Source organism: uncultured Photobacterium sp. (assembly GCF_947039875.1).
GTDB lineage: Bacteria > Pseudomonadota > Gammaproteobacteria > Enterobacterales > Vibrionaceae > Photobacterium.
Window position 1 is genome coordinate 1 of record NZ_CAMRAN010000060.1, and the last position, 21571, is coordinate 21571.

The window sequence follows — 21571 nt, forward strand, 5'->3', positions numbered from 1 at the left end:
AAGAAACACGTTCAAACCCATGGTTAGCTGAACTTCAAAAAGAAATGTTTGTTGAGATTAACCTCAAAGATGCTAACGATATTGGCATTAAAGATGGTGAGATGGTGTGGGTAGAAGGTGCAGAAAAAGGCCGAATTAAAGTGAAAGCGATGGTAACGCCACGTGTTCGTGAAGGTCTGGCTTTCTTACCGTTCCACTTTGGTGGTGAATTTGAAGGTGTGAGTCTACGTGAGCATTACCCTGAAGGTTGTGCGCCTTATGTTTCAGGTGAAGCAGCCAATACGGCAACAACGTATGGTTATGATCCTGTTACCCAAATGCAAGAAACCAAAGTTACTTTGTGTAAAATCACTAAAGCGTAAGGAGTCACCTGATGGCACGTATGAAATTTCTTTGTGACTCTAAGCGTTGTATTGAGTGCAATGGTTGTGTAACAGCTTGTAAAAATGCCAATTCAGAAGCGGTTGGTTGGGGTATTCAGCGTCGTCGCGTTGTAACCTTAAACGATGGTCTTCCTGGCGAAACATCAATCTCTGTTGCTTGTATGCACTGTAGTGATGCGCCTTGTATGGCGGTATGTCCTGCTGATTGCTTTAGCCAAACAGAAGACGGCATTGTACAGCACGATAAAGATTTATGTATCGGCTGTGGTTATTGCTTATTTGCTTGTCCATTTGGTGCGCCACAATTTCCTAAGCAAGATGCGTTTGCTGAGCGTGGTAAAATGGATAAGTGTACTTATTGTTCTGGCGGCCCAAATACTGAACCGGGTTCTGAAAAAGAACGTCTGCTTTATGGCGCAAATCGTATTGCAGAAGGGAAGTTACCAATGTGTGCTTCGATGTGTTCGACTAAATCATTACTTGCTGGTGATGCTGAAAAAATCTCTGAAATTTTCAGCAAGCGTGTTGTGGCTCGTGGCGCAAAAGATGCGGGTTGGGCAAGCATTGATGATTTAGCTTACGACGCAAGTAAAGTACGTAAAGCTTAATCATATTTAAATGGATTTAATGAGGTATGTTAAGTCCATTTATCGATGCGTGTAATAGTTAGGCCCACCGTTGTGATAGGTGTGCCAATTAATCTGCTTTTTAAAGTGGATAGGAGCTTTAATGACTAAGCGAATTCAACGCTGGTTAACTATCATAGTTACCGCTTTAATGATGGTGTTTTCAGTATCCACGATGGCAAGTGGTAGTGATACAACGACCACAGGTGAAGCCGTAGTTAAAAAAGAAGTAATTGGCTTTGCTGGAGCTGATTACTGGCGAATGGTAAAAGATGGCGAGAAAGGTTACACCACATCAGGTTGGCCTGAGCATGATGTGCTAATCAGTGTGCCAGGACAAACGTGGTATATCCTTAAAGAAAAGTGGATGTCACCATTAGGTGCTTTAGCGATTTTTGGTAGTCTGGTGATGGTAACACTTGCTTATGTGGTTATTGGACCACTAAAGCTAAGTAAGCCTAAAACGGGCCGTAAAATCAAACGCTGGAGCCGTATTGATCGTGCATTGCACTGGAGCATGGCTTTCACCTTCCTTACATTAGGGTTCAGTGGCTTAACGTTAGTTTATGGTAAACATTTTATTAAGCCTATTGTGCCTACCGAAATTTGGGGATGGGTTATTCTTGCCGCCAAGCAATACCATAACTACATGGGACCTATTTTTGCGATCCTATTACTTGCTGTCTTGGTTAAATGGTGGCGTAAAAGTACCTTTAATAAAGTCGATCTTGAGTGGTTTAAAAAGATGGGCGGCATGGTGGGTAAACATAAAGGATCACATCCATCTGCAGGGTTCTCTAACGGTGGTGAGAAAGTTATCTTTTGGCTATTGATCGTATTTGGTTTCTCGATTGCGGCCAGTGGTTTTGTGTTAGATTTCCCTATTTTTGATCAAACCCGTCGTGATATGGAGCTATCAAATTTACTTCATATGTTATCGGCACTGATTCTAATCTGTGGTTTTATATTCCATATTTATATTGGTTTATTTGGCATGGAAGCGGGTTTAGATGGCATGGTGACTGGCGATGTTGATGAAACATGGGCACGTGAGCACCATAACTTGTGGTTTGATGAAGTAAAAGATTTACCTGAGAATCAACCAGGTTATGAATCTGAAAAACAGGATGCAGGAAAATCAAAACCATCGCTAGATAGTTAACGATTAAGCATCAAAATGAAGGCCGATACAGTCAACTGTATCGGCTTTTTTTATGAGCATAATTTAGGATGAATGGCAATACATGAACTCTAAGACTAACGTCTAATAAAAAACACCGTTAATCCATATAAAATCAGTGGTATAAATATAATATAAAGATTAACCATTATTATCACCATAGGGATGTTGCTATGTTATTTCCTTACAAAAATATTGTCGTATTAACGGGGGCGGGTATCTCTGCTGAATCAGGGATACGTACCTTTCGTGCAGCAGATGGATTGTGGGAAGAACATCGAGTTGAAGATGTTGCGACTCCTGAAGGCTATCAGCGCGATCCAGAGTTAGTACAAGCGTTTTATAATGCTCGTCGAGCGCAGATAGAGAATGGATCTGTTGCCCCTAACACTGCTCATTATGCATTAGCAAAGCTAGAAGCTGAATTAGATGGCACAGTAACGATTGTGACGCAAAATATCGATAATCTTCATGAGCGGGCAGGTAGCCATAATGTGATTCATATGCATGGTGAGCTATTAAAAGCACGTTGTTGTGAATCAGGACAGACAGTGGAATGGCAAGGCGATCTGCATACGAGTGATCATTGTCATTGTTGTCAAATTCCAGCCCCCCTACGACCTGATATTGTATGGTTTGGGGAAATGCCAATTGGTATGGATAAAATCCATGACGCGATTGTGAAAGCTGATTTATTCATTGCTATCGGCACCTCTGGCAATGTATATCCGGCAGCAGGTTTTGTCCATGAGGCTACACTACAAGGCGCTCATACAGTAGAGCTTAATTTAGAACCAAGTAATGTTGAAAATGAATTTGAAGAGAAACATTATGGTAAAGCATCCGAAGTAGTACCTGAATTCATGGGAAATATCGTTAACTAACATTATAAATTTGGTGTTAGCATGTGATTTATTCTATATATAAAGATGCTAATTCTATATGCGATATTATATTTTTTTGATTCAGAGCAATTAATTGCTTATTAGCATATTTTTTTACTTACTTTTCAGTATGCCAATACTACTATTAGTATAAATAACATACTGGAAATTATATTTATGAATATTAAACAGGCACGTAATGTTGTATTAGTAGTAGTTTCTATTTTTAGTTCGATGGCATTTGCTGCATCGGTTTCATCGGTTTCATGGAGTGGACGTGTATTAAGCGGTGTTCCTATTAATATTAGTACTGATGGGAACGTTGTGAATTATGAAGCATGGGGATTACCTCAAGTTGAGTCGATTAAAATAAGTGATCAGTTTGAAGTTAATCCTATTAGTAAAGAGGTGAGTATTCTGACGGTTAAATTGTGATATTTATTATCATTAAATAGAGTACTTATCTTGTGTATAAAAAAGCCGAGCTTTAAAGCTCGGCTTTTTTACTTTCTAACGATAATTATTACTCACCAGCTTTTAGCTTTTGGTAATATTCTTCATATAGTTCACTTGCTGGACCTACGCTGTTCTGCCATTCTCCCGCATCCATCACTGATTGTGGTGGGTAGATGCTTGGATCGTTAACAAAATCAGCAGGCAACAATTTCTTAGCTGCTGCAACGGGTGTTGGGTAACCAATTTGTAGTGCAATTTTTGCTGCAATATCAGGGCGAAGTAAGAAATTGATCATCTTGTATGCATTATCAACGTGCTTCGCATTAACTGGAATTGCTAAGCTGTCCATCCAGAAGATTGCACCTTCTTTGGGCCATACGATGTCAATAGGAGCACCTTCTTTACGCGCCATGTAGGCAGAACCATTCCACAACATACCTAGTGATGTCTCACCAGCCATGTAAGGGTTAGCAGGGAAGTCAGAGTTAAAGACTAATACGTTAGGCATCAGTTTTTTAAGCTCTTCATAAGCCGCTTTAATTTGCTTAGGATCTTGAGTGTTAGCAGAGTAGCCTAGTTTACGTAATGCAATGTGGAACACTTCACGTGCATCATCCATCATCATTAGCTGACCCTGCCATTTAGGGTCCCATAAATCAGCCCAGCTAGTGATTTTTGACTTATCGATGACATCAGTATTTACACCGATACCTGTCGCACCCCAAATGTAAGGGATAGAGTAATCATTGTTAGGATCAAAAGGCTTATCTAAATAGTTTTTATCGATACCTGCAAAATTAGGAATTTTTGATTTATCGATTTTCTGAAGCATGCCCTCTTTACTCATTTTAGAAACGTAGTAAGTTGAAGGAACAATTAAATCGTAGCCTTTATCATAAGTTTTTAATTTAGCGTACATGGTCTCATTCGACTCGTAAGTCGAATAAATTACTTTAATACCGGTTTCTTTTGTGAACTGTTCTAATACATCATTTGGAATATATTCAGACCAGTTGTAAAAGTATAATTCATTACTCTTTGAATCTGCGGCAGTGGCAATGTTTGAGTACATTGACATAGCACAAACTGTACCGGCCATCAATAAAGACCATTTTTTCATTGTTGTTAGCTCCTAACTAAACAGGATATCGAGAGTGTTCTCTTGCGGCTTTTAACCGCCTCTCCTAATTTTGTGTTGCTTATAGACACTTAAATAAAGATGTTTTTTAAACAAATATGAATTGATAAACGTTGCTAGTATAGCAGATAAAATCATACCACCATTACAAATATGAGCACTTCGATAAGATATTTATTCTCAGGGTATTGATTAATAACAGATTGTTAACGTTTAGATAATATTGTTATACAAATCAATGTTACGCTTCATTAAAACTGAAAATAGAACCTGAGTGGTCATTGTGAGGTTAGTTGTGTAATGAGCGCTATTGAAGAGGGATTGAAGTGTTGATGGACATTAAAAGCTTACATGGTGTGATAAAACCACAGATAAAAAAATGGCTAACTTATTTAAGTTAGCCATTTGATTTTGCTAAAAGTCGTGATGCTATTTCTTTTCTCTTGCAAGTAATTGCGAACAAATCACAAGGAACAGTGAAATAATCAGCATGATAGTTGCTAATGCATTGACCTCTGGTGAAATACCGACTTTAACCATCGAGTAAATCTTTAAAGGTAGAATTTCATAACTAGGACCTGTAACGAACGAACTCACAATTACGTCATCAAGTGATAATGTAAAGCTTAATAACCAACCAGCAGCAACTGCGGGCTTAGCTAGTGGTAGGATAATTTGTTTTAAAATCACCCATTCACTCGCGCCTAAGTCACGGGCAGCTTCAAGCATTTTTACATCAAAGCCTTTTAATCGACTGTAAACAGTTACGACAACAAACGGTAGACAAAAAGTAATATGTGATAGTAATAACGTTAAGAAACCAAGGTTTGCGCCAAGTAATAGGAACAAAGCCAGTAACGAAATTGCCATTACAATATCAGGTGACATCATAACTAAAAATAGCATGCCTGATACAAACTTCTTGCCCTTGAAATTATAACGGAACAGGGCTACAGCCGTTAAGCTACCAATTAACGATGCCGCAGTTGCTGAAATAACCGCAATCGTAATCGAGTGGCTGGCAGCTTGCATTAAGCTATCATTATTGAGTAGGTCTTCATACCACTTGGTGGTAAATCCGCCCCATTTCATACCAAACTTACTGGCATTAAATGAGTTAATGATCAGGATGATAATCGGGGCATACAAAAAAGTATACACCACAGACATAAAGCTGAATTTAAAAAAACGACCCATTATTCAAGCTCCACTTTTTTATTCAGTAATTTTCCTGCTCGATAGTAGGCATATAACATAATTGCCATTGCTAACGTCAGTGCAATACTGGTTGCAGAGCCAAATGGCCAGTCACGAGCGTTGAGTACCTGACTCTTAATCACGTTACCAATTAACAAGTTCTTAGCACCACCAAGTAAATCAGATACATAAAACATACCTAATGCTGGAAGTAGTACCAATAAACAGCCAGCGATAATACCTGGCATTGTTAATGGGAAAATAACTTTAATAAATGTTTGAACTTTATTAGCACCTAAATCGCGAGCGGCTTCAATATAGTTATTATCAAGCTTTTCAATCGCGGAGTACAAAGGCAGTACCATAAACGGCAATAGTATATAAACTAAGCCAATCATTACAGCGTACTCGGTGTACATAATACGAATAGGCTTATCAATAATATCTAAGTACATTAGCGTATTATTTAAAATACCGCGTGTACCGAGCATCAACTTTAAGCCATATGTGCGTATTAATGAGTTAGTCCAAAAAGGTACTATGACCATAAAGAGCATAAATGGTCGCCATTTTTCAGGCATTTTAGCTATGGCGTACGCAAAAGGGTAGCCGATCAGCAAACATAATAGCGTTGCTGTAATTGCCATATTAAATGAATGCAAAAGCACTTTTGCATACATTGGATCGAAAAGGCGTTCATAATTATCTAATGTGAACACCATTTTGATCAGGTTTGCATCATCACGGGTTAAAAAACTCGTGCCGATAATCATAAGGTTTGGTACAAATACAAATAGCAGCAACCAACTTACAACAATCGTTATGATGATGTTTTGGAGATTAAACTTCTTGCTCATCTGCTAGCACCACTTCCCAACTTTCAACCCAAGTAATGGCAACTTTCTGATCAAGAGAGTGGTCTACGTCAGGATCATCTTCATTGAAGAACTCACTAACCATTACCGATTTTCCTGAATCTAGCTGTACCACAGAATCAAGCGTCATACCTTTATAAGTACGCTCTTTAACCTTACCTAAAATACCCGTCGCTTGTTCACCATTATGAATTTCTTCAATACGGATATCTTCTGGGCGTAATAGCACTTTCACTTTGTCGCCAATAGCAACATCAAGCTCACAGTGGATTAAAGAGTGACGACCTTCAACATCTGCCATGATACGTTTACTGTCTAAACGTTCTTTAACAATGGCATCAAATACGTTGATTTCGCCGATAAAGTGGGCAACAAAGAGGTTCGTCGGCTCTTCGTAAATTTCACGAGGGCTACCATCTTGTTCAACACAACCATCGCGCATAACGATAATTCGGTCAGACATTGATAGTGCTTCTTCTTGATCGTGAGTTACGAAAATAAAAGTAATGCCAAGTTTCCGCTGAAGCTGTTTCAATTCAAGCTGCATTTGTTTACGTAATTTGTAATCAAGAGCAGAAAGTGATTCATCAAGCAAAAGAACTTTTGGCTTATTAACAACTGCACGGGCAATCGCAACACGTTGTTGCTGGCCACCGGACAATTGATGTGGTTTACGAGGGGCAAATTTATCAAGTTGCACCATACGCAATGCTTCCATAACTCGAGGTTCAATTTCACTCGGTGGCACTTTTTGCATGCGTAAACCAAACGCGACGTTCTCAAACACTGTCATATGTGGAAACAGTGCATAACTCTGAAACACCGTATTAACGAGACGCTGTTCAGCTGGAATGTCAGTAACATCTTTATTGGCAATGGTAATCTGACCGTTATCGGCAGTTTCAAAGCCAGCAATAAGACGAAGTACTGTGGTTTTCCCACAGCCTGATGGACCTAAAATGGTTAAAAACTCACCATCGTTTACGTCTAGATCCAAACCTGTAATGATTTGCTTACCGTCAAAGCTTTTGCTAAGACCCTTCAGCTGAATTACAGGTTTCTTAGATGTTTTTGCAACGTTCAATTCTACGTTATCTCCACCTTGGGACTGATTGGTTAAGCCCCAATATTTTGGCTAAAATTAGGGGCGCATAATAGACCTGTAGTCTTTCAATTTAAAGCATTTTCTCACTAAATTTATAGATTAGGCGCAGCTTACTTTAATGATAGCACGTTGAATCATTGCAATACGGCCGCGATTACAAACAATACTGAAAAAATAAATTACGATTAAAGGCGTAGTTAAATATTTTATTTTTAAGCTCAAAAATTTTTTACTTACGTTCAATAGTAGTCGTGGCATGTAGAATAAAGTATAAAAAAGCGGTAGTTATCACCTTTAGCAAGTAATTTATTGTCTGTTTTTTAGGCGGTTACATGGTTTTGAAATAAATTTTTACGTGAATAGTGTTTTTGTACCATGATGAGTGACGTACAATACAAATACCTAAATAATGATGATATGAGTATGAAAGAGACAACTAAAAAAAGTTTTCACGTTGGCGGTTCAATTGAAAAAGCAATGAAGGGCGATGTTGATCTACAACCGATAGCTGTTCTTCAAGAAGCGTTCAAAATTACAACAAAGAATTTCACTAAGTTTTTACCCGCTGTTATTTGTTTGTTTATTGCACAAATCGCATTATTGTTATTAGGCTTAAAAGTTCAGTTAGGTAATCCGAATGTGTTTTTTGACGCTTTTATAACGGGGAAGGGGTTTACCCCTGATATTCTAAAAGCGGGCTTTATGGCTAACTTTTGGTCTGATGTTTTGATTGCTCCGTTATATGTTGGGGTCAGTTTAATGGCGCTTAATCATTCAGTAGGGTTGCCAACAAAACCAAGTCAAATCGTTAAAGGATTTTCGTTTACACTTGTATCGATTATTACAATATTATTAATTTCTTCTATTCAGGGGATTGGTAGCAGCATTTTCCCTTTAGTCGGGGGATTTTTAACAATGGCGCTAAGCATGGCTATTTTGCTTGTGTGTGAGAAGCGTGTTACACCGATTAAAGCTATTCAATATTCCTTTATGGCAACGGTGCGTAAAGTGATGCCAATGACGGCAATTTACTTGATCGTAATGATCTTCTTTTTCATGTCACTTGTCACTGCAGGTATTGGCTTAATTTGGACATTGCCATTTTTCTTTAATGTGAAAGCAATTATCTATCGTAATATGTTTGGTATTACATTGCAGGTGACCTCTGTATCTAATCCAAATGATAGTAATAAGCCAAAATCTGATGATGATAATGTCAGTGAGCCGCTTAACAATGATACATTTAATGCGTAATACTATTAAGATAGCTACAAAGAGCTCCTTTATATAGGAGCTTTTTTTTAGATCTACAACCTAACGCACTATAACTTCATACGTTTGCTATTAAAAATAACGCACTTTTTAAATTCATCAATAATACTTAATTTCAAATAATTCATGCTGTTTAATTAAATGTTCATTTAAAAATGGGCCTCATTTTACAAAAAAAAGCCTTAATGATGATGTATCTCAATGTCATTTATTTTCATATAACCATAATGTAGCCAATAATACATAAGGGCAGTAGTAAGCTGTCAGCTCAAGCAAGAAAGGCGACTTTATGGATAAGTTAATAGAACGTTTTTTACGATATGTAAGTTTTGACACTCAATCTAACGATGCAGTTTCTTCTTGCCCTAGTACAGTTGGGCAACGTGTTTTAGCTGAAGCTCTTCAATCAGAAATGGTTGAGTTAGGGCTTAGTGATGTTGCTCTAGATAACAATGGCTACCTTACCGCACGATTACCTGCAAATATGGAAGGTGATATTCCTGCAATTGGTTTTATTGCTCATATGGATACCGCACCTGATGCTTCAGGTAAAAATGTTCGCCCACAGCTTGTTGAGAGCTACCGTGGTGGCGATATTGCATTAGGAATAGGGGATGAAATCCTTTCTCCATTTCAATACCCAGATTTGAATAAGTTACACGGTCACAATATAATTACGACAGATGGTACAACGCTGCTTGGTGCTGATAATAAGGCGGGGGTTGCTGAGATCATGACAGCTATCGCTTATCTTATTGCCAATCCTAAAATTAAGCATGGCGATATTTGTATTGGTTTTACACCGGATGAAGAAATCGGTCGTGGCGCAAACTTATTTGATGTTGAAAAGTTTGGTGCACAGTGGGCTTATACTATCGATGGTGGCCCAATTGGTGAGTTGGAATATGAAAATTTCAATGCAACTTCTGCAGATGTTATTTGTCATGGTGTCAACGTTCATCCAGGCACTGCAAAAAATAAAATGGTTAATTCCATGAACATTGCAGCACAATTTCAATTAATGATGCCTGCTGATGAAACGCCAGAATGCACTGATGGCTATCAAGGTTTTTACCACCTTAAATCAATGGAAGCATCTGTTGCTCGTACTGAATTGGGTTATATCATTCGTGATTTTGATCGTGATGGTCAAGAGAAGCGTAAAGCCTTCATACAACAAAAAGTAGACGAGCTGAACAGCAAGTTGACACAGGGTCGAGTAGAACTGATCTTAACGGACTCTTACTATAATATGCGTGAAATGGTGGAACCTTTCCCACATATCATTGATATTGCTCAGCAAGCGATGCTGGATTGTGATGTTAAGCCGGAAATAAAACCTATTCGTGGTGGCACTGATGGTGCTCGACTATCATTTATGGGTTTACCTTGTCCTAATATCTTTACTGGCGGTTATAATTTCCACGGTATTCATGAATTTATCACTGTTGAAGGTATGGAACTTGCAGTTAAAGTTATTGTAAAAGTTGCTGAGAATACAGCGAATCGATACGCTTAATTCTGCTAATTAATAGATAAAAGAAAAGCCACTATCATCAATGCTGATAGTGGCTTTTTTATGAAACATTAATAATTTCTAGTGTGTAATTTAAGCGTGATCGTTGCTTAACATTTCATTTAAACGCTTCAAAATCGCATGAACAGCATGACCTTTAGTGATTTCTCCACCTTTTTCAACTTCAATTTCATGTCGACTGTGAAGGCCTGTTTCATCTTCCGCAATGTGTAACCAATCAGGATGCCAGTAGAATGATTGGCCGCCATCTGTGATCCAGTTATGCACACCACAATTTTCGCCATGGTAATTGAGATCTGCTGCTTTATAAGTCATTATTAAACCCTTAATGATACTCGTTATCTTTATTGATAATGAGTATAAAAAACAATGCTGATTAAACTGTGATCTAACCGATATTATCTTGCTAAATATTACAACTTAATAAAATAATTACTTTTTTGTTAGAAGTTCATAAAAAGCAGTGACTAGTTATTTAAGTAACGCTGTATTAAATGTTGTCTAAAATACTCAGGGTTTAGTGTTTCCCCAGTTGCTTGCTCTACCAGTTCATCGGTTGATAACGTTGAGCCTTTATTCCAAATATTGTCATGTAACCATTCAAAGATTGGCGTTAGGTTACGTTGAGCGACAAGCTGTTCAACATTGATTTTTTTATTGATGGTTGCCATGAATTGTGCAGCATACATTGCACCTAGGGTATAACTTGGAAAATAGCCAAAACTACCGTCAGTCCAATGAATATCTTGCATACAACCATTAGTGAAGTTACCTTGCGTTGAAATACCAAGATATTGGGTCATTTTTTGGTCCCAAATCGTTGGAATATCATCCACTTCAATTTTACCTTCAATTAAGTCACGTTCAATTTCATAACGTAAGATAACATGTGCAGGATAAGTCACTTCATCTGCATCAACGCGAATAAACCCTGGTTTAACGCGTGTATTAATCAGGCGAAGGTTCTCAGCAGATAATGATGCTTCTGCTGAATTAAACGACTTTTGTACCATTGGGGCTAATAAACAGCTAAATGCCGGACTACGCGCTAATTGCATTTCACAAAATAAGCTTTGTGATTCATGAATGCCCATTGAACGTGCTTCACCGACAGGAAGATCACGCCATTGTTGTGGTAAGCCTTGCTCATAACGTGCATGGCCGGTTTCATGAATGACGCCCATCAATGCAGAAGTGAAATCATTTTCATCATAGCGGGTTGTAATACGAACATCCGTTGGTACGCCACCACAAAATGGGTGAGTACTGATATCTAGTCGTCCGTGGTCAAAATCAAAGCCCAATAAAGCCATTGCATCAAGACTTAGTGCTTGCTGTTTCTCGATAGCAAATGGTGCAGATAGCGGTAATGTTTCTTCTGCCGCTTGTTTGGCTTCGACTTGTTGAATAAGTTGAGGTAACCATGATTTTACTTCAGCAAAAATACTGTCGAGTACTGCAGATGTCATTCCTGGCTCATAAATATCCAGAAGGGCATCATAACGACTTAACCCTGTTGCTTGTGAGCGAATAGCTGCCTCTTGGCGCGCTAATTCAACCACTGGCTTTAAGTTAGTTTTAAAGCCTTCCCAGTCATTTTCTTTACGTTGTGAGCGCCAAGCATGCTCGCATTGAGAACCTGCGAGTGACTGCAGCTCAACGAGATCTGCAGGTAAAATATTATGCATCATCCAATGACGTTTAAGAGCTACAAGGCTGACACGCTGTTCGGTGGTAAGATGTTCTTTTTCTGCTTCTACAAACCAATTTTCTAAGTAAGGAGCGGTGGCCAGTTCATGTGAAATAACGGCGAGCTCAGCCATTGCTTCTGAACGTGCTTGCGCACCACCATTAGGCATCATTGCCGCTTGATCCCAACCACAAATAGCACTGAGATGCCCAAGTCGAGACAGCTTTTTAGCATGACGTTCTAATTTATTGTAATTATTCATACTTGTTCCTAATTGATAAACAGCAATAGAATAAATTTAACCTAACCTTTGACTATTTAATAGGGATTCTCTGTTAGTGCTGCAATAAAAATGCGAACACAACAGTATTTATTAATTTAAAGTCAAATAAGCAGTAGTTAATTGCACGTAATGATTTATATTTAAAGCAATTAACGTTATAAATGTAATCAGTGATAGGAATTGGTAAGACAATGTTACTAATATCTGTTTTATTATATTTTTTCGATATACTGGCAACCAATCTCAATACCTATTAAGTTTCTGCAAGTCCTTAATAGCTATGTAGCTTGATTTTATTGTTTTTTAAAGGAATTTGCCTCACATGGAAAAAACTACTCGTTTTTTGTCTCTTGTTGGTGCTACTGCGCTTTACTCTTTATCATTTTCAGCGTTTGCAGCAATGCCAACGGTCTTACCTGATGCGCCAACATTAAGTGCAAAAGGCTATGTATTGATGGATTACAATACAGGTAAAGTCTTAGTAGAGAAGGATGCAAACGAAAAGTTAAACCCAGCGAGCTTGACCAAATTAATGACAAGCTATGTTGCCGGTCAAGAAATGAAGCAAGGTAATATTAATGAGAAAGATCTTGTTCTCATTAGTCGTAATGCTTGGGCAAGAAATTTCCCCGATTCGTCAAAAATGTTTATTGAAGTGGGTAGTGAAGTTCCTCTGATGGACTTGTTTCGAGGCTTGATTATTCAATCAGGTAATGATGCAAGTGTTGCGATTGCAGAACACGTAGCGGGATCTGAGCAATCCTTTGTGAGTTTAATGAATTCATGGGCGAAAAAGTTAGGGATGAATAACTCTAACTTTGCTAACCCACATGGCTTAGATAATAACGAGCTATATACTACTCCTTATGATATTGCCTTGTTAGGTCAGGCACTTATTCGTGACTTACCAAATATTTACCCGCTTTATAGTGAAAAATCATTTACTTATAATAATATTACTCAACGTAACCGTAATGGCTTACTTTATGATCCAAGCATGAACGTTGATGGTATGAAGACAGGTTACACCAGTGGCGCAGGTTATAGCTTAACCAGTTCAGCGACAGAAGGCGGTATGCGTTTAATTGCAGTTGTTATGGGTACAAAAAGTACCAAAACACGCGAGCTTGAAAGTAAGCAATTGTTAAATTACGGTTTCCGTTTTTTTGAAACAATAACGCCACATAAAGCAGGTGATGAAATCATTACTGAGCGTGTATGGTTTGGTGATAAAGACCAAGTTAGATTAGGTGTTGATAAAACAAGTTATGTTACGCTGTCACGTAATGATACTAAAAAACTAACGGCAAGTGTTGAGCTAAATAATGAACTTGAGGCTCCAATCGCTAAGGGGCAACAAGTGGGTGAGATCATTTACTCAGTTAATGATAAACAAGTCGGTACACAACCACTTGTGGCGTTAGAAGCTGTTGATGAAGGAAGTTTCTTTAGTCGTTTAATTGACCAAGTGAAGAAATTTGTGATGGGTTTTTTTAAGTAATCCTTCGATCATTTTGATTAAACAAGCCCAGCCATTATGTGCTGGGCTTTTTATTGTGGATAGCTATTTCCAGCCAACAATAAAATACGTATAATTCATGCCCTATAAATTCTTATCCCGCAATTCTACTATCGATGTTGTCGGTAGTTCGAGAAGTAGTAATGAATCAGACAGATAACCGTAAAGAAACACTTGAATATAACAAACTGCAAAAACGTCTTCGCCGCAATATGGGTAATGCCATTATTGATTACAACATGATCGAAGAAGGTGATGTGGTAATGGCATGTATTAGTGGTGGCAAAGATTCATTTGCGATGCTGGATATTCTGCTTAATTTACAAAAAGCAGCGCCAATTAAGTTTGACGTTGTCGCGGTTAACCTTGATCAAAAGCAACCTGGCTTTCCTGAGCATATTTTGCCAGAGTATTTCCAAAGCCTAAATATTCCTTACTACATTGTCGATAAAGATACATATTCTGTTGTTAAGGAAAAAGTAGAAGAAGGTAAGACAACGTGTGGATTATGCTCTCGCTTACGTCGTGGCACGCTGTACTCTTTTGCTGAAACGATTGGCGCGACTAAAATTGCACTAGGGCACCATTTAGATGATATCGTCGAAACATTATTCTTAAATATGTTCCATGGTTCTCGTTTAAAAGCAATGCCGCCTAAATTGCGCTCTGACGATGGTCGTAACGTTGTTATTCGTCCATTGACATACTGTCGTGAAAAAGACCTGATCAAATACGCTGAATATAAGCAATTCCCAATCATTCCTTGTAATCTTTGTGGTTCACAAGAGAATTTACAACGTCAAAGTATTAAAGCGATGTTGATTGACTGGGATAAAAAGACCTCTGGTCGTGTTGATGCGATTTTCAAATCAATTCAAAATATCAGCCCAAGCCAATTAGCTGATAAGAATTTATTTGATTTTGTTAATCTACCATTAGATCGTGAAGGTGAGAGGGCTGAGTATGCTTTCACTGAAGCAAAAGTATCATCAACAAATATTGATGAAAGTATGTTCATTGATGTTACTAACGTTTGATTACAGTTAGTAAAAAATGAGTAAAAACGGCACCTTACTCTTCATTGAGTCGGTGCCGTTTTATTATGGTGCTTATCATATTATTTCATGTTTAAATATTGGTCTATAAACGGTTTTTTATTATTTGTAACCGATTGATTATTATTCTTAATTAATTGTTTTTTACTGGCTATCCAGCCTTTATTCCTTACCGTTCTTAGATGGTATTCTTGTTTATCATCTGTAATAAAACTGCCTTCTTTTATCTCTTTTATTTGAGTGATCTTACCAATATTTTGACGTTGAGAATTTTGTAATTCCCATATAGTTACATCGTTTTTCTCTCTCTGAATTGAGGCAATAATCACTTGTTGCGTACCTTTATTTGGTAGTGACAACATTAAACTGTCACCAAGTACTAATTGATTCAATACTGCATCATCTACTTGCATGGCTGTTGTATCATTGGGTAAAGATAATTGCTGTTCTCGTTCAATATCTTCTTTTAGATAGGGCTTATACACCCATAAATCACTCCCAATTAATAAATTGATATTTTCATTAATGGTAGGTGAATTGCGGCCATTTATCACCGGGATTTCTTCATCATAATGATGAGGTTGAAGCGCTAACAATTCTTGCTGCTCTACAACTATTTCTTTATCCTCTGCAATTAATACATCGAAATTTTCTGGCATAGGAACTATATCATGCTTAATTGTATTTGAAGCAACCACCACAGGCTCAACAACTACCATATCTAACGAAAGGGAAGATTGTTGCCAGTGATGATGAGCATAATAGGCACTGATACCGATCACAAATATAAGCATAAAGTAGCGATAATACTTACACAGATCTTTATACATAATCAGTTACTCCGTGATATTTAGGTGAACATTAAGACGAAGATCTTGCTTGAATTTACGATTATGTAATCCTCTGACGGTAATAGGCAAGCTGCCTTTATATTCACCTATCTCTAAATTTAGGTTATCTTCAGCAATAAAACTAACACGTAACTCACCATAAATTGGGCCAGTTTTACGACAATAAGCGGCATTATTCATTATTGACCAACCACAACCCAGATAACGCTCACCACGTAAAGTTACTGTCTGAATAGCACTTGTTTGGGTGTTCTTTACCTCTACTAATAATTGGCTATAAGTGCCTGCATATCGGCTCCAACGAGGACGATTCGTGCCTTTTTTATTGGGTGAAAGGTAATATACGGTGCCACGCATCGAACTTTCATAACGCTCACCAATAAAGGGAGACTCTACTGTAACGGTTCCATCAAAGGGTAATGCTTCAGAAACAGTTATATCGGCACTAATGGCAATACTTTCATTGTAGTTACGGTCATAAAGGCTTTTAACCTGAAAAGTAAACTCTCCTCCATAACGACCAATAGGTAAGTCAGGATTATCCTTTTGGCTAAATTGTAATTTTAATTGACCAAGGTTAGGAGCGGGATAACACCAAGCACTGTTATTAACTTTCCCCCAACCACAATGCGTCTTACGTTGGCCTTGTAACCAAACAAGGTATGTCGTGTCCGTTTGTTGGTGAATAAGATGTGTTGAAAATAACGTTGTTTTATGAGGATAGCGCCATATATAACGACTAGGGCCATTAACAATATTGCTTCCTTTGACATAATAAATAGAACCTCTTAGATCTTTTTCTAATGGCTCTGTCTCAAGTATATTTTTTTCGGTTAATACAAAAACGGGTTCTTCATTAATTTTAGTTGGAATATCATCTACTGTTTTTAACATTGGAACAATAGATTTTAACCACTGACTATTTAGGGCGATAGGAGCATGACCGGAATAACCGTATTGCCATCCAAACCACCATGATGAAATACCCACAGCAACATCGGCACCATTTCGTTGTTGCCAAATTGCAGAGCCACTATCACCAGGTGAAGCAAATGCCCATGCCGGTGTATTTTCAATAGCACGATTAATTAGGCAGTCTTTATAAACAAAACGTAATTGACCTATACCATTACGTTTATTTAACCAGTCCAATTGACCTAATGAACGAGATCCAAAAATACCAAACCCTGTTAATTCGATTGAATCTAACAAGAGATCCTTATTAAAATGGTTGTCAATATAGGGTTGTTTAATTACATCGCCATTGCTGTCTAATGGATCGCTAACTTTAGGTATTTTTGCAACTGCAATATCAGAACTACAGCCGGTATATTGATTAAAGTAGTTAGTTGATTGCCCTGAACTAATTACTGTACCATCATGCAATTTAAAACTGACATATTGGCCTTGATGCTGATTATTTTCATATCCTTGTAAACAATGGGCTGCCGTTAATATATAGCTATATTGTTGATCGCTACCAAGCCAAGTACCTGAACAATAACCACGTCCAAGCACTAATCCGACATGATTATATTTTGGTTTATTTGCTTGTGAATGTAATTTAGCGCTAACGTTATTAACTAATGCAGGGTCTAAACTACCACCTAATTCAATATATTTACTATCATTAATACCTATAGAATATACGTTTGCAGAGAATAAATAGATAAATAATGCTACAGTTTTATGAAATTTCAGCATACGAAACTACTTATATTACTAACTAATCATTATAGTTTAGTCAATATTTATTAACTAAGCATATTTGCTATGGCAGAAATTGTCGTGGTTATTTTTATTTATTGAAATTGTTGATATGATTAGAAAAATTAACATCTTAAGATTAAGAATGATAAAACCACGACTAATTATACTTACTGGTCTGTGTTGTGTAATAGTGGGGTGTAGTTCACATCAAACTCAACAGATGGGTATACAAGGAAGCAGTGTAAATAGCTATGCTCGGCAGATGTCTAATACTCAGCTTTGTGAAACGTATCTAGGTAAACGAGCGACAAATCAAACACGTGTGTCAATCGCTGCTGAATGGAAGCATAGAAAGCTAAGTCGTGCTTACTGTTCAAAACAAGAAAATGAATGGTATTTAACGAAATTTGCTAAATGGCTTGCCAATCAAAAAGAAGCAGAGCCCAAATAATATAAACGCCTCAACTGAGGCGTTTATTGCTATATGAAAATAGAGCGTAACATTTATTCATCAATAGAATTTGGTGCTAATGGACTAATATAGCCATCAGGTTTTAAAGCCAATAAGTCACAATTTAGACTATCAATTGTATTTTCTGCCGTATTACCAATAAAGACCGCAGATAAACCAGTACGTCCAGTTGTACCTAGAATAACAAGCTCTGCTTTAATCTCATCGGCAATCAGTGGAATTACATCCTCAGCTAAACCTTCAACCACATAAGTTTGTTCTTCATCAATGGCATATTTTTGACGTAATGCTTTCATTGTCATTAAGTGGTGACCACGTACAGCATCAGTATATGATGCCGGATCAAACTCTGGTAATTCAATCGTGATATTGACAGGCGTTGCAGGGTAGGCGTTAACTAAGTTCACATTTGCATGTGTAATTGATGAAAAGGCAATGGCTTCTTTTACGATCTTATCGTTAAGATCGTCATGAGTTTCATCTTCAGCTGATAAATTTACACAGGCAAGAACGTTACCATTTGTTGGCCAGTTTTCTCCCTTCACTAATAAAACAGGAACAGGACATTTACGTAATAGATGCCAATCTGTTGGTGTAAAGATAACAGATCCTAATTTTGTATGTTCATGTGTTGCTTTTATTAGTAAATCAATATCTTGACTGAACACATCGGCAATAATGGATTCGTAAGGGCGGTTATGCCATACGACTTTGATCTCAATGTTAAGACCAAGCTCAGCGTGTGGCTGTATGATTTCTTTTAGCCATTCTTCACGCTGCATAACGACACCACGACGCATTGCGTCACGTTCGTCAGAAGAAAGCATTGATGTCATTTCATACGAAAAATCATAAATAGCAAGGAAAACAATAATTTTCACATCATCACAAGTCTTCGCTAAATGAATAGCACGAGATATTGCTGGTTGTTGTTCACGATCAGGATCAGCGACAACAAGTATGTTTTTATATTTTTGCATAATAATGTCTCCCTACGGCTGAATCTCTTTTCTGAATGAGTAAGAACAAAGAAACACATTCACCGTTGTATTTATCAGATACACTTTCAAATCAAGTGATTAAAAAATTAACATAATATTTACTGTACTCTAAACTTACTCAAATGGGGAGTGGTTTGAATAATAAAATGCAAAAATGGGATAAATGAACGGTTCTATATAGTAATAATAGATATAAAAACAGGCGCTAGAATAGCACCTGCTTATAAATAGATTAGATAGGTATTAGCAGATTATAAATTGTTATTCTTACTCACACCAGCAAGCTTGGCGAGTTCATCATGATCTAAAATCGTAATATATTTACCTTTAACACTTAACATTTCAGACTTTTGGAAACGACCCAATAAGCGACTAATAGTTTCAACCGTTAGTCCAAGGTAATTACCAATATCACCACGCGTCATTGTTAAACGGAATTCACGAGGGGAGAAGCCGCGTTGAGAAAAACGCAATGATAAGTTGTAAAGAAATGCCGCTAAACGTTCTTCTGCATTTTTCTTAGACAGCAATAAAATCATTTCTTGATCGCCTTTGATTTCACTACTCATCAAGCGCATGATTTGCTGGCGAAGTTTTGGCATTTTACCAGCCAAGTCATCGAGAATTTCAAACGGTATTTCACAAACCATTGACGTTTCAAGTGATTGTGCAAAGCTAGGATGCAGCATTTCATTAATGGCATCAAATCCAACCAAATCACCGGCTAAATGGAATGCTGTGATCTGCTCATCACCTTGCTCAGTAATAGTATAGCTTTTGATCGTACCTGAACGAATAGCATACAATGATTTCAGTTCATCGCCCGCTTTAAAGAGCTCTTGACTTTTCTGGATTGGTTTTTTACGTTCGATTATTTGATCCAGTTGATCTAACTCTGACTCATTCAACGTGAATGGAATACATAGCTGGCTAATACTGCAATCTTGACAGTGAATAGCGCATCCACCTGATTGGATACGTTTTGTGGTAAATTTGTCTGAAATCATATGCCTATCTAACCAATTTGATGTAGGTCAATATTTTAACATATTATGAAGCAATATTACGAGTGTTAAAAACCTTACCATATTTAATTGATTGCAATATAACCAGTATGAAGGCCATAAATGATGATAAATAATCAATTAATACGTCTGAAATAATTGTTGTTCAATAATAATTTTAATTTATCCGCGATAGCTTCAAGTGTAAGCACTGCAGATAAGCTCAGGGTACTTACCAGAGTGCACCACAAGGTAACCATCCCGATATATAAAGCCAAATGAGATTGCTTTCATTTTGTGGCGCGAATGGTAAAAAGTGTTTTAGTTAGCGGTAAAATAAAACGTTATAGAATACGCTCTATATACTCAATTGGATCACTATTTACCAAGGTATAATCCTTATTTTAGTCTCACTAAATAGACAGGTGTTATTTAAAATCAATTGGTTAACAATCATCCCCTCGACTATGTAAGAACTCGTTCTACCAGAGTCGAATAGGGTAAATATATCCAATGATATCGTGGTTTATTAGGCTTTCAGATCGTTACCGCGATAGTGATCAGTAATACGGCAATAAAAGTTAAGTTATGATCAGAATTTGATAATTTAGTATTACGCTGTCTCGAAGTTTAAGAGGGATATTGAGGCTTTTTCATATAATGATCAGGCAAGAATATTGTGGCCTTGATATTCTAAACTCTAAGATTGATTATTGTATATGGCCATAAAAACAGTGTTCGCAAGGAAAATAAAAATGAGTGTAATAGGTATTAATGTGTAAAGAATTGCCATTTATTTTAATAAAATCAAATAATTCGATACAAAAACAATCGAAATTTCAGACATACCTATAACAGTACTGTAAGGAACAACAAGCCCAGCGACTGCCAATAAAAGATATAATAAGACTGATTATGCTAAGTTCATTTATTGCTATATCCATGTAATTAAATAGGAAAAATATTAGCTCCTTATAAGGTTAGCACTTAATATTACATATAAAGTATTTTTAGCTTCGTAACATTTCAAGGAATAAATAAAAATGGCAGCACAAAAATTAACACGAGGACGATTAATTCAAATTATTGTTTTAATGATTATTTTGGTCTCCGCTTTTGTTTGGAGAACAGTAACATATCAACCCAAAATACCAACTAAAGCACAGACAACTACCTGTAATTTGAATGTTGGAGATTGTGTATTTATTATTAATAATAAGCAGGTAACAGCAACGCTACTATCAAAAGAACCACAAGCTGATACACCACTTGAACTGCTTGTTGAACGAAGCCGCTACGCGGCAGAGTAAAGCAGACAGCGATTAAGCTACCT

General features: G+C 37.2%; 21 protein-coding genes. 11 read left to right on the forward strand and 10 right to left on the reverse strand.

Going from position 1 to position 21571, the window contains the following annotated elements; translation table 11 throughout:
• The 5 genes from Q0V26_RS16025 to Q0V26_RS16045 form a co-directional block, all read left to right on the forward strand.
• Positions 1–362, forward strand: a 362-nt coding sequence (locus tag Q0V26_RS16025) for a molybdopterin dinucleotide binding domain-containing protein (RefSeq protein WP_297483699.1), incomplete at its 5' end; no start/stop codon positions are given.
• 11 nt (positions 363–373) lie between these two features.
• A complete protein-coding gene (gene fdh3B / locus Q0V26_RS16030; protein ID WP_297483701.1) occupies positions 374–991 on the forward strand; it encodes a formate dehydrogenase FDH3 subunit beta in 618 nt (205 codons plus the stop codon).
• Between the two features lie 172 nt (positions 992–1163).
• Positions 1164–2171 carry a formate dehydrogenase subunit gamma gene (locus Q0V26_RS16035; protein WP_297483735.1) on the forward strand — a complete coding sequence of 336 codons (1008 nt, stop codon included), beginning with the start codon at positions 1164–1166 and terminating at the stop codon, positions 2169–2171.
• A gap of 158 nt (positions 2172–2329) precedes the next feature.
• Entirely contained in the window at positions 2330–3073 is a 744-nt protein-coding gene (cobB, locus tag Q0V26_RS16040; RefSeq protein WP_297483737.1) for a Sir2 family NAD+-dependent deacetylase, read from the forward strand.
• Between the two features lie 177 nt (positions 3074–3250).
• Complete coding sequence (locus Q0V26_RS16045) at positions 3251–3508, forward strand: hypothetical protein (RefSeq protein ID WP_297483703.1); 258 nt, start codon at positions 3251–3253, stop codon at positions 3506–3508.
• Between the two features lie 88 nt (positions 3509–3596).
• Here the strand turns inward: Q0V26_RS16045 and potD are convergent, their stop codons facing one another.
• The 4 genes from potD to potA form a co-directional block, all read right to left on the reverse strand.
• Entirely contained in the window at positions 3597–4649 is a 1053-nt protein-coding gene (gene potD, locus Q0V26_RS16050) for a spermidine/putrescine ABC transporter substrate-binding protein PotD (RefSeq protein ID WP_297483705.1), read from the reverse strand.
• Between the two features lie 447 nt (positions 4650–5096).
• Positions 5097–5864: a spermidine/putrescine ABC transporter permease PotC gene (gene potC / locus Q0V26_RS16055; protein WP_297483707.1), complete on the reverse strand. Its 768-nt coding sequence runs from the start codon at positions 5862–5864 to the stop codon at positions 5097–5099.
• The gene (gene potB / locus Q0V26_RS16060; protein WP_297483709.1) at positions 5864–6721 is read right to left on the reverse strand and encodes a spermidine/putrescine ABC transporter permease PotB; all 858 of its coding nucleotides are present in this window, start codon (positions 6719–6721) and stop codon (positions 5864–5866) included. The genes potC and potB overlap by 1 nt, the downstream gene beginning before the upstream one ends.
• Positions 6705–7823: a spermidine/putrescine ABC transporter ATP-binding protein PotA gene (gene potA / locus Q0V26_RS16065; protein WP_297483711.1), complete on the reverse strand. Its 1119-nt coding sequence runs from the start codon at positions 7821–7823 to the stop codon at positions 6705–6707. Before potA ends, potB begins: the two co-directional genes overlap by 17 nt.
• A gap of 444 nt (positions 7824–8267) precedes the next feature.
• Between potA and Q0V26_RS16070 the strand changes: the two genes are divergently transcribed.
• Together Q0V26_RS16070 and pepT are read left to right on the forward strand one after the other, a co-directional pair.
• Positions 8268–9098, forward strand: coding sequence for a hypothetical protein (locus tag Q0V26_RS16070; protein ID WP_297483713.1), 831 nt, complete (start codon positions 8268–8270; stop codon positions 9096–9098).
• 307 nt (positions 9099–9405) lie between these two features.
• Positions 9406–10635: a peptidase T gene (pepT, locus tag Q0V26_RS16075; RefSeq protein ID WP_297483715.1), complete on the forward strand. Its 1230-nt coding sequence runs from the start codon at positions 9406–9408 to the stop codon at positions 10633–10635.
• Between the two features lie 90 nt (positions 10636–10725).
• Here the strand turns inward: pepT and Q0V26_RS16080 are convergent, their stop codons facing one another.
• On the reverse strand, positions 10726–10968 hold the full coding sequence (locus Q0V26_RS16080; RefSeq protein WP_107275848.1) for a hypothetical protein: 243 nt from the start codon (positions 10966–10968) through the stop codon (positions 10726–10728).
• 152 nt (positions 10969–11120) lie between these two features.
• Positions 11121–12605 (reverse strand): carboxypeptidase M32, encoded by a 1485-nt coding sequence (locus tag Q0V26_RS16085; RefSeq protein ID WP_297483718.1) that lies wholly within the window; start codon positions 12603–12605, stop codon positions 11121–11123.
• 343 nt (positions 12606–12948) lie between these two features.
• Between Q0V26_RS16085 and Q0V26_RS16090 the strand changes: the two genes are divergently transcribed.
• The gene (locus Q0V26_RS16090; RefSeq protein WP_297483720.1) at positions 12949–14127 is read left to right on the forward strand and encodes a D-alanyl-D-alanine carboxypeptidase family protein; all 1179 of its coding nucleotides are present in this window, start codon (positions 12949–12951) and stop codon (positions 14125–14127) included.
• 161 nt (positions 14128–14288) lie between these two features.
• Positions 14289–15182, forward strand: coding sequence for a tRNA 2-thiocytidine(32) synthetase TtcA (ttcA, locus tag Q0V26_RS16095; protein WP_297483722.1), 894 nt, complete (start codon positions 14289–14291; stop codon positions 15180–15182).
• A gap of 80 nt (positions 15183–15262) precedes the next feature.
• Here the strand turns inward: ttcA and Q0V26_RS16100 are convergent, their stop codons facing one another.
• The gene (locus Q0V26_RS16100; RefSeq protein ID WP_297483724.1) at positions 15263–16030 is read right to left on the reverse strand and encodes a hypothetical protein; all 768 of its coding nucleotides are present in this window, start codon (positions 16028–16030) and stop codon (positions 15263–15265) included.
• Between the two features lie 6 nt (positions 16031–16036).
• Positions 16037–17755: a trypsin-like serine protease gene (locus Q0V26_RS16105; RefSeq protein WP_297483726.1), complete on the reverse strand. Its 1719-nt coding sequence runs from the start codon at positions 17753–17755 to the stop codon at positions 16037–16039.
• Between the two features lie 268 nt (positions 17756–18023).
• On the opposite strand from Q0V26_RS16105, the gene Q0V26_RS16110 reads away from it, so the two are divergent.
• Positions 18024–18212, forward strand: a complete 189-nt coding sequence (locus Q0V26_RS16110; protein ID WP_297483728.1) for a hypothetical protein — start codon at positions 18024–18026, stop codon at positions 18210–18212.
• Between the two features lie 53 nt (positions 18213–18265).
• Here the strand turns inward: Q0V26_RS16110 and uspE are convergent, their stop codons facing one another.
• Together uspE and Q0V26_RS16120 are read right to left on the reverse strand one after the other, a co-directional pair.
• Positions 18266–19213 (reverse strand): universal stress protein UspE, encoded by a 948-nt coding sequence (uspE, locus tag Q0V26_RS16115; RefSeq protein ID WP_297483729.1) that lies wholly within the window; start codon positions 19211–19213, stop codon positions 18266–18268.
• Positions 19214–19485: 272 nt separating this feature from the next.
• Entirely contained in the window at positions 19486–20241 is a 756-nt protein-coding gene (locus Q0V26_RS16120; RefSeq protein WP_297483731.1) for an FNR family transcription factor, read from the reverse strand.
• A 1040-nt stretch (positions 20242–21281) separates the two neighbouring features.
• Here Q0V26_RS16120 and Q0V26_RS16125 point away from each other — a divergent pair.
• Complete coding sequence (locus Q0V26_RS16125; RefSeq protein ID WP_297483733.1) at positions 21282–21548, forward strand: hypothetical protein; 267 nt, start codon at positions 21282–21284, stop codon at positions 21546–21548.
• The last annotated feature ends 23 nt before the right edge of the window (positions 21549–21571 follow it).

Coding starts and splice junctions, on each gene's coding strand:
- fdh3B (WP_297483701.1), top strand. CDS start 374: ATGGCACGTATGAAATTTCTTTGTGACTCTAAGCGTTGTATTGAGTGC.
- Q0V26_RS16035 (WP_297483735.1), top strand. CDS start 1,164: ATGGTGTTTTCAGTATCCACGATGGCAAGTGGTAGTGATACAACGACC.
- Q0V26_RS16045 (WP_297483703.1), top strand. CDS start 3,251: ATGAATATTAAACAGGCACGTAATGTTGTATTAGTAGTAGTTTCTATT.
- potD (WP_297483705.1), bottom strand. CDS start 4,649: ATGAAAAAATGGTCTTTATTGATGGCCGGTACAGTTTGTGCTATGTCA.
- potC (WP_297483707.1), bottom strand. CDS start 5,864: ATGGGTCGTTTTTTTAAATTCAGCTTTATGTCTGTGGTGTATACTTTT.
- potB (WP_297483709.1), bottom strand. CDS start 6,721: ATGAGCAAGAAGTTTAATCTCCAAAACATCATCATAACGATTGTTGTA.
- Q0V26_RS16070 (WP_297483713.1), top strand. CDS start 8,268: ATGAAAGAGACAACTAAAAAAAGTTTTCACGTTGGCGGTTCAATTGAA.
- pepT (WP_297483715.1), top strand. CDS start 9,406: ATGGATAAGTTAATAGAACGTTTTTTACGATATGTAAGTTTTGACACT.
- Q0V26_RS16080 (WP_107275848.1), bottom strand. CDS start 10,968: ATGACTTATAAAGCAGCAGATCTCAATTACCATGGCGAAAATTGTGGT.
- Q0V26_RS16085 (WP_297483718.1), bottom strand. CDS start 12,605: ATGAATAATTACAATAAATTAGAACGTCATGCTAAAAAGCTGTCTCGA.
- Q0V26_RS16090 (WP_297483720.1), top strand. CDS start 12,949: ATGGAAAAAACTACTCGTTTTTTGTCTCTTGTTGGTGCTACTGCGCTT.
- ttcA (WP_297483722.1), top strand. CDS start 14,289: ATGAATCAGACAGATAACCGTAAAGAAACACTTGAATATAACAAACTG.
- Q0V26_RS16100 (WP_297483724.1), bottom strand. CDS start 16,030: ATGTATAAAGATCTGTGTAAGTATTATCGCTACTTTATGCTTATATTT.
- Q0V26_RS16105 (WP_297483726.1), bottom strand. CDS start 17,755: ATGCTGAAATTTCATAAAACTGTAGCATTATTTATCTATTTATTCTCT.
- Q0V26_RS16110 (WP_297483728.1), top strand. CDS start 18,024: ATGTCTAATACTCAGCTTTGTGAAACGTATCTAGGTAAACGAGCGACA.
- uspE (WP_297483729.1), bottom strand. CDS start 19,213: ATGCAAAAATATAAAAACATACTTGTTGTCGCTGATCCTGATCGTGAA.
- Q0V26_RS16120 (WP_297483731.1), bottom strand. CDS start 20,241: ATGATTTCAGACAAATTTACCACAAAACGTATCCAATCAGGTGGATGC.
- Q0V26_RS16125 (WP_297483733.1), top strand. CDS start 21,282: ATGGCAGCACAAAAATTAACACGAGGACGATTAATTCAAATTATTGTT.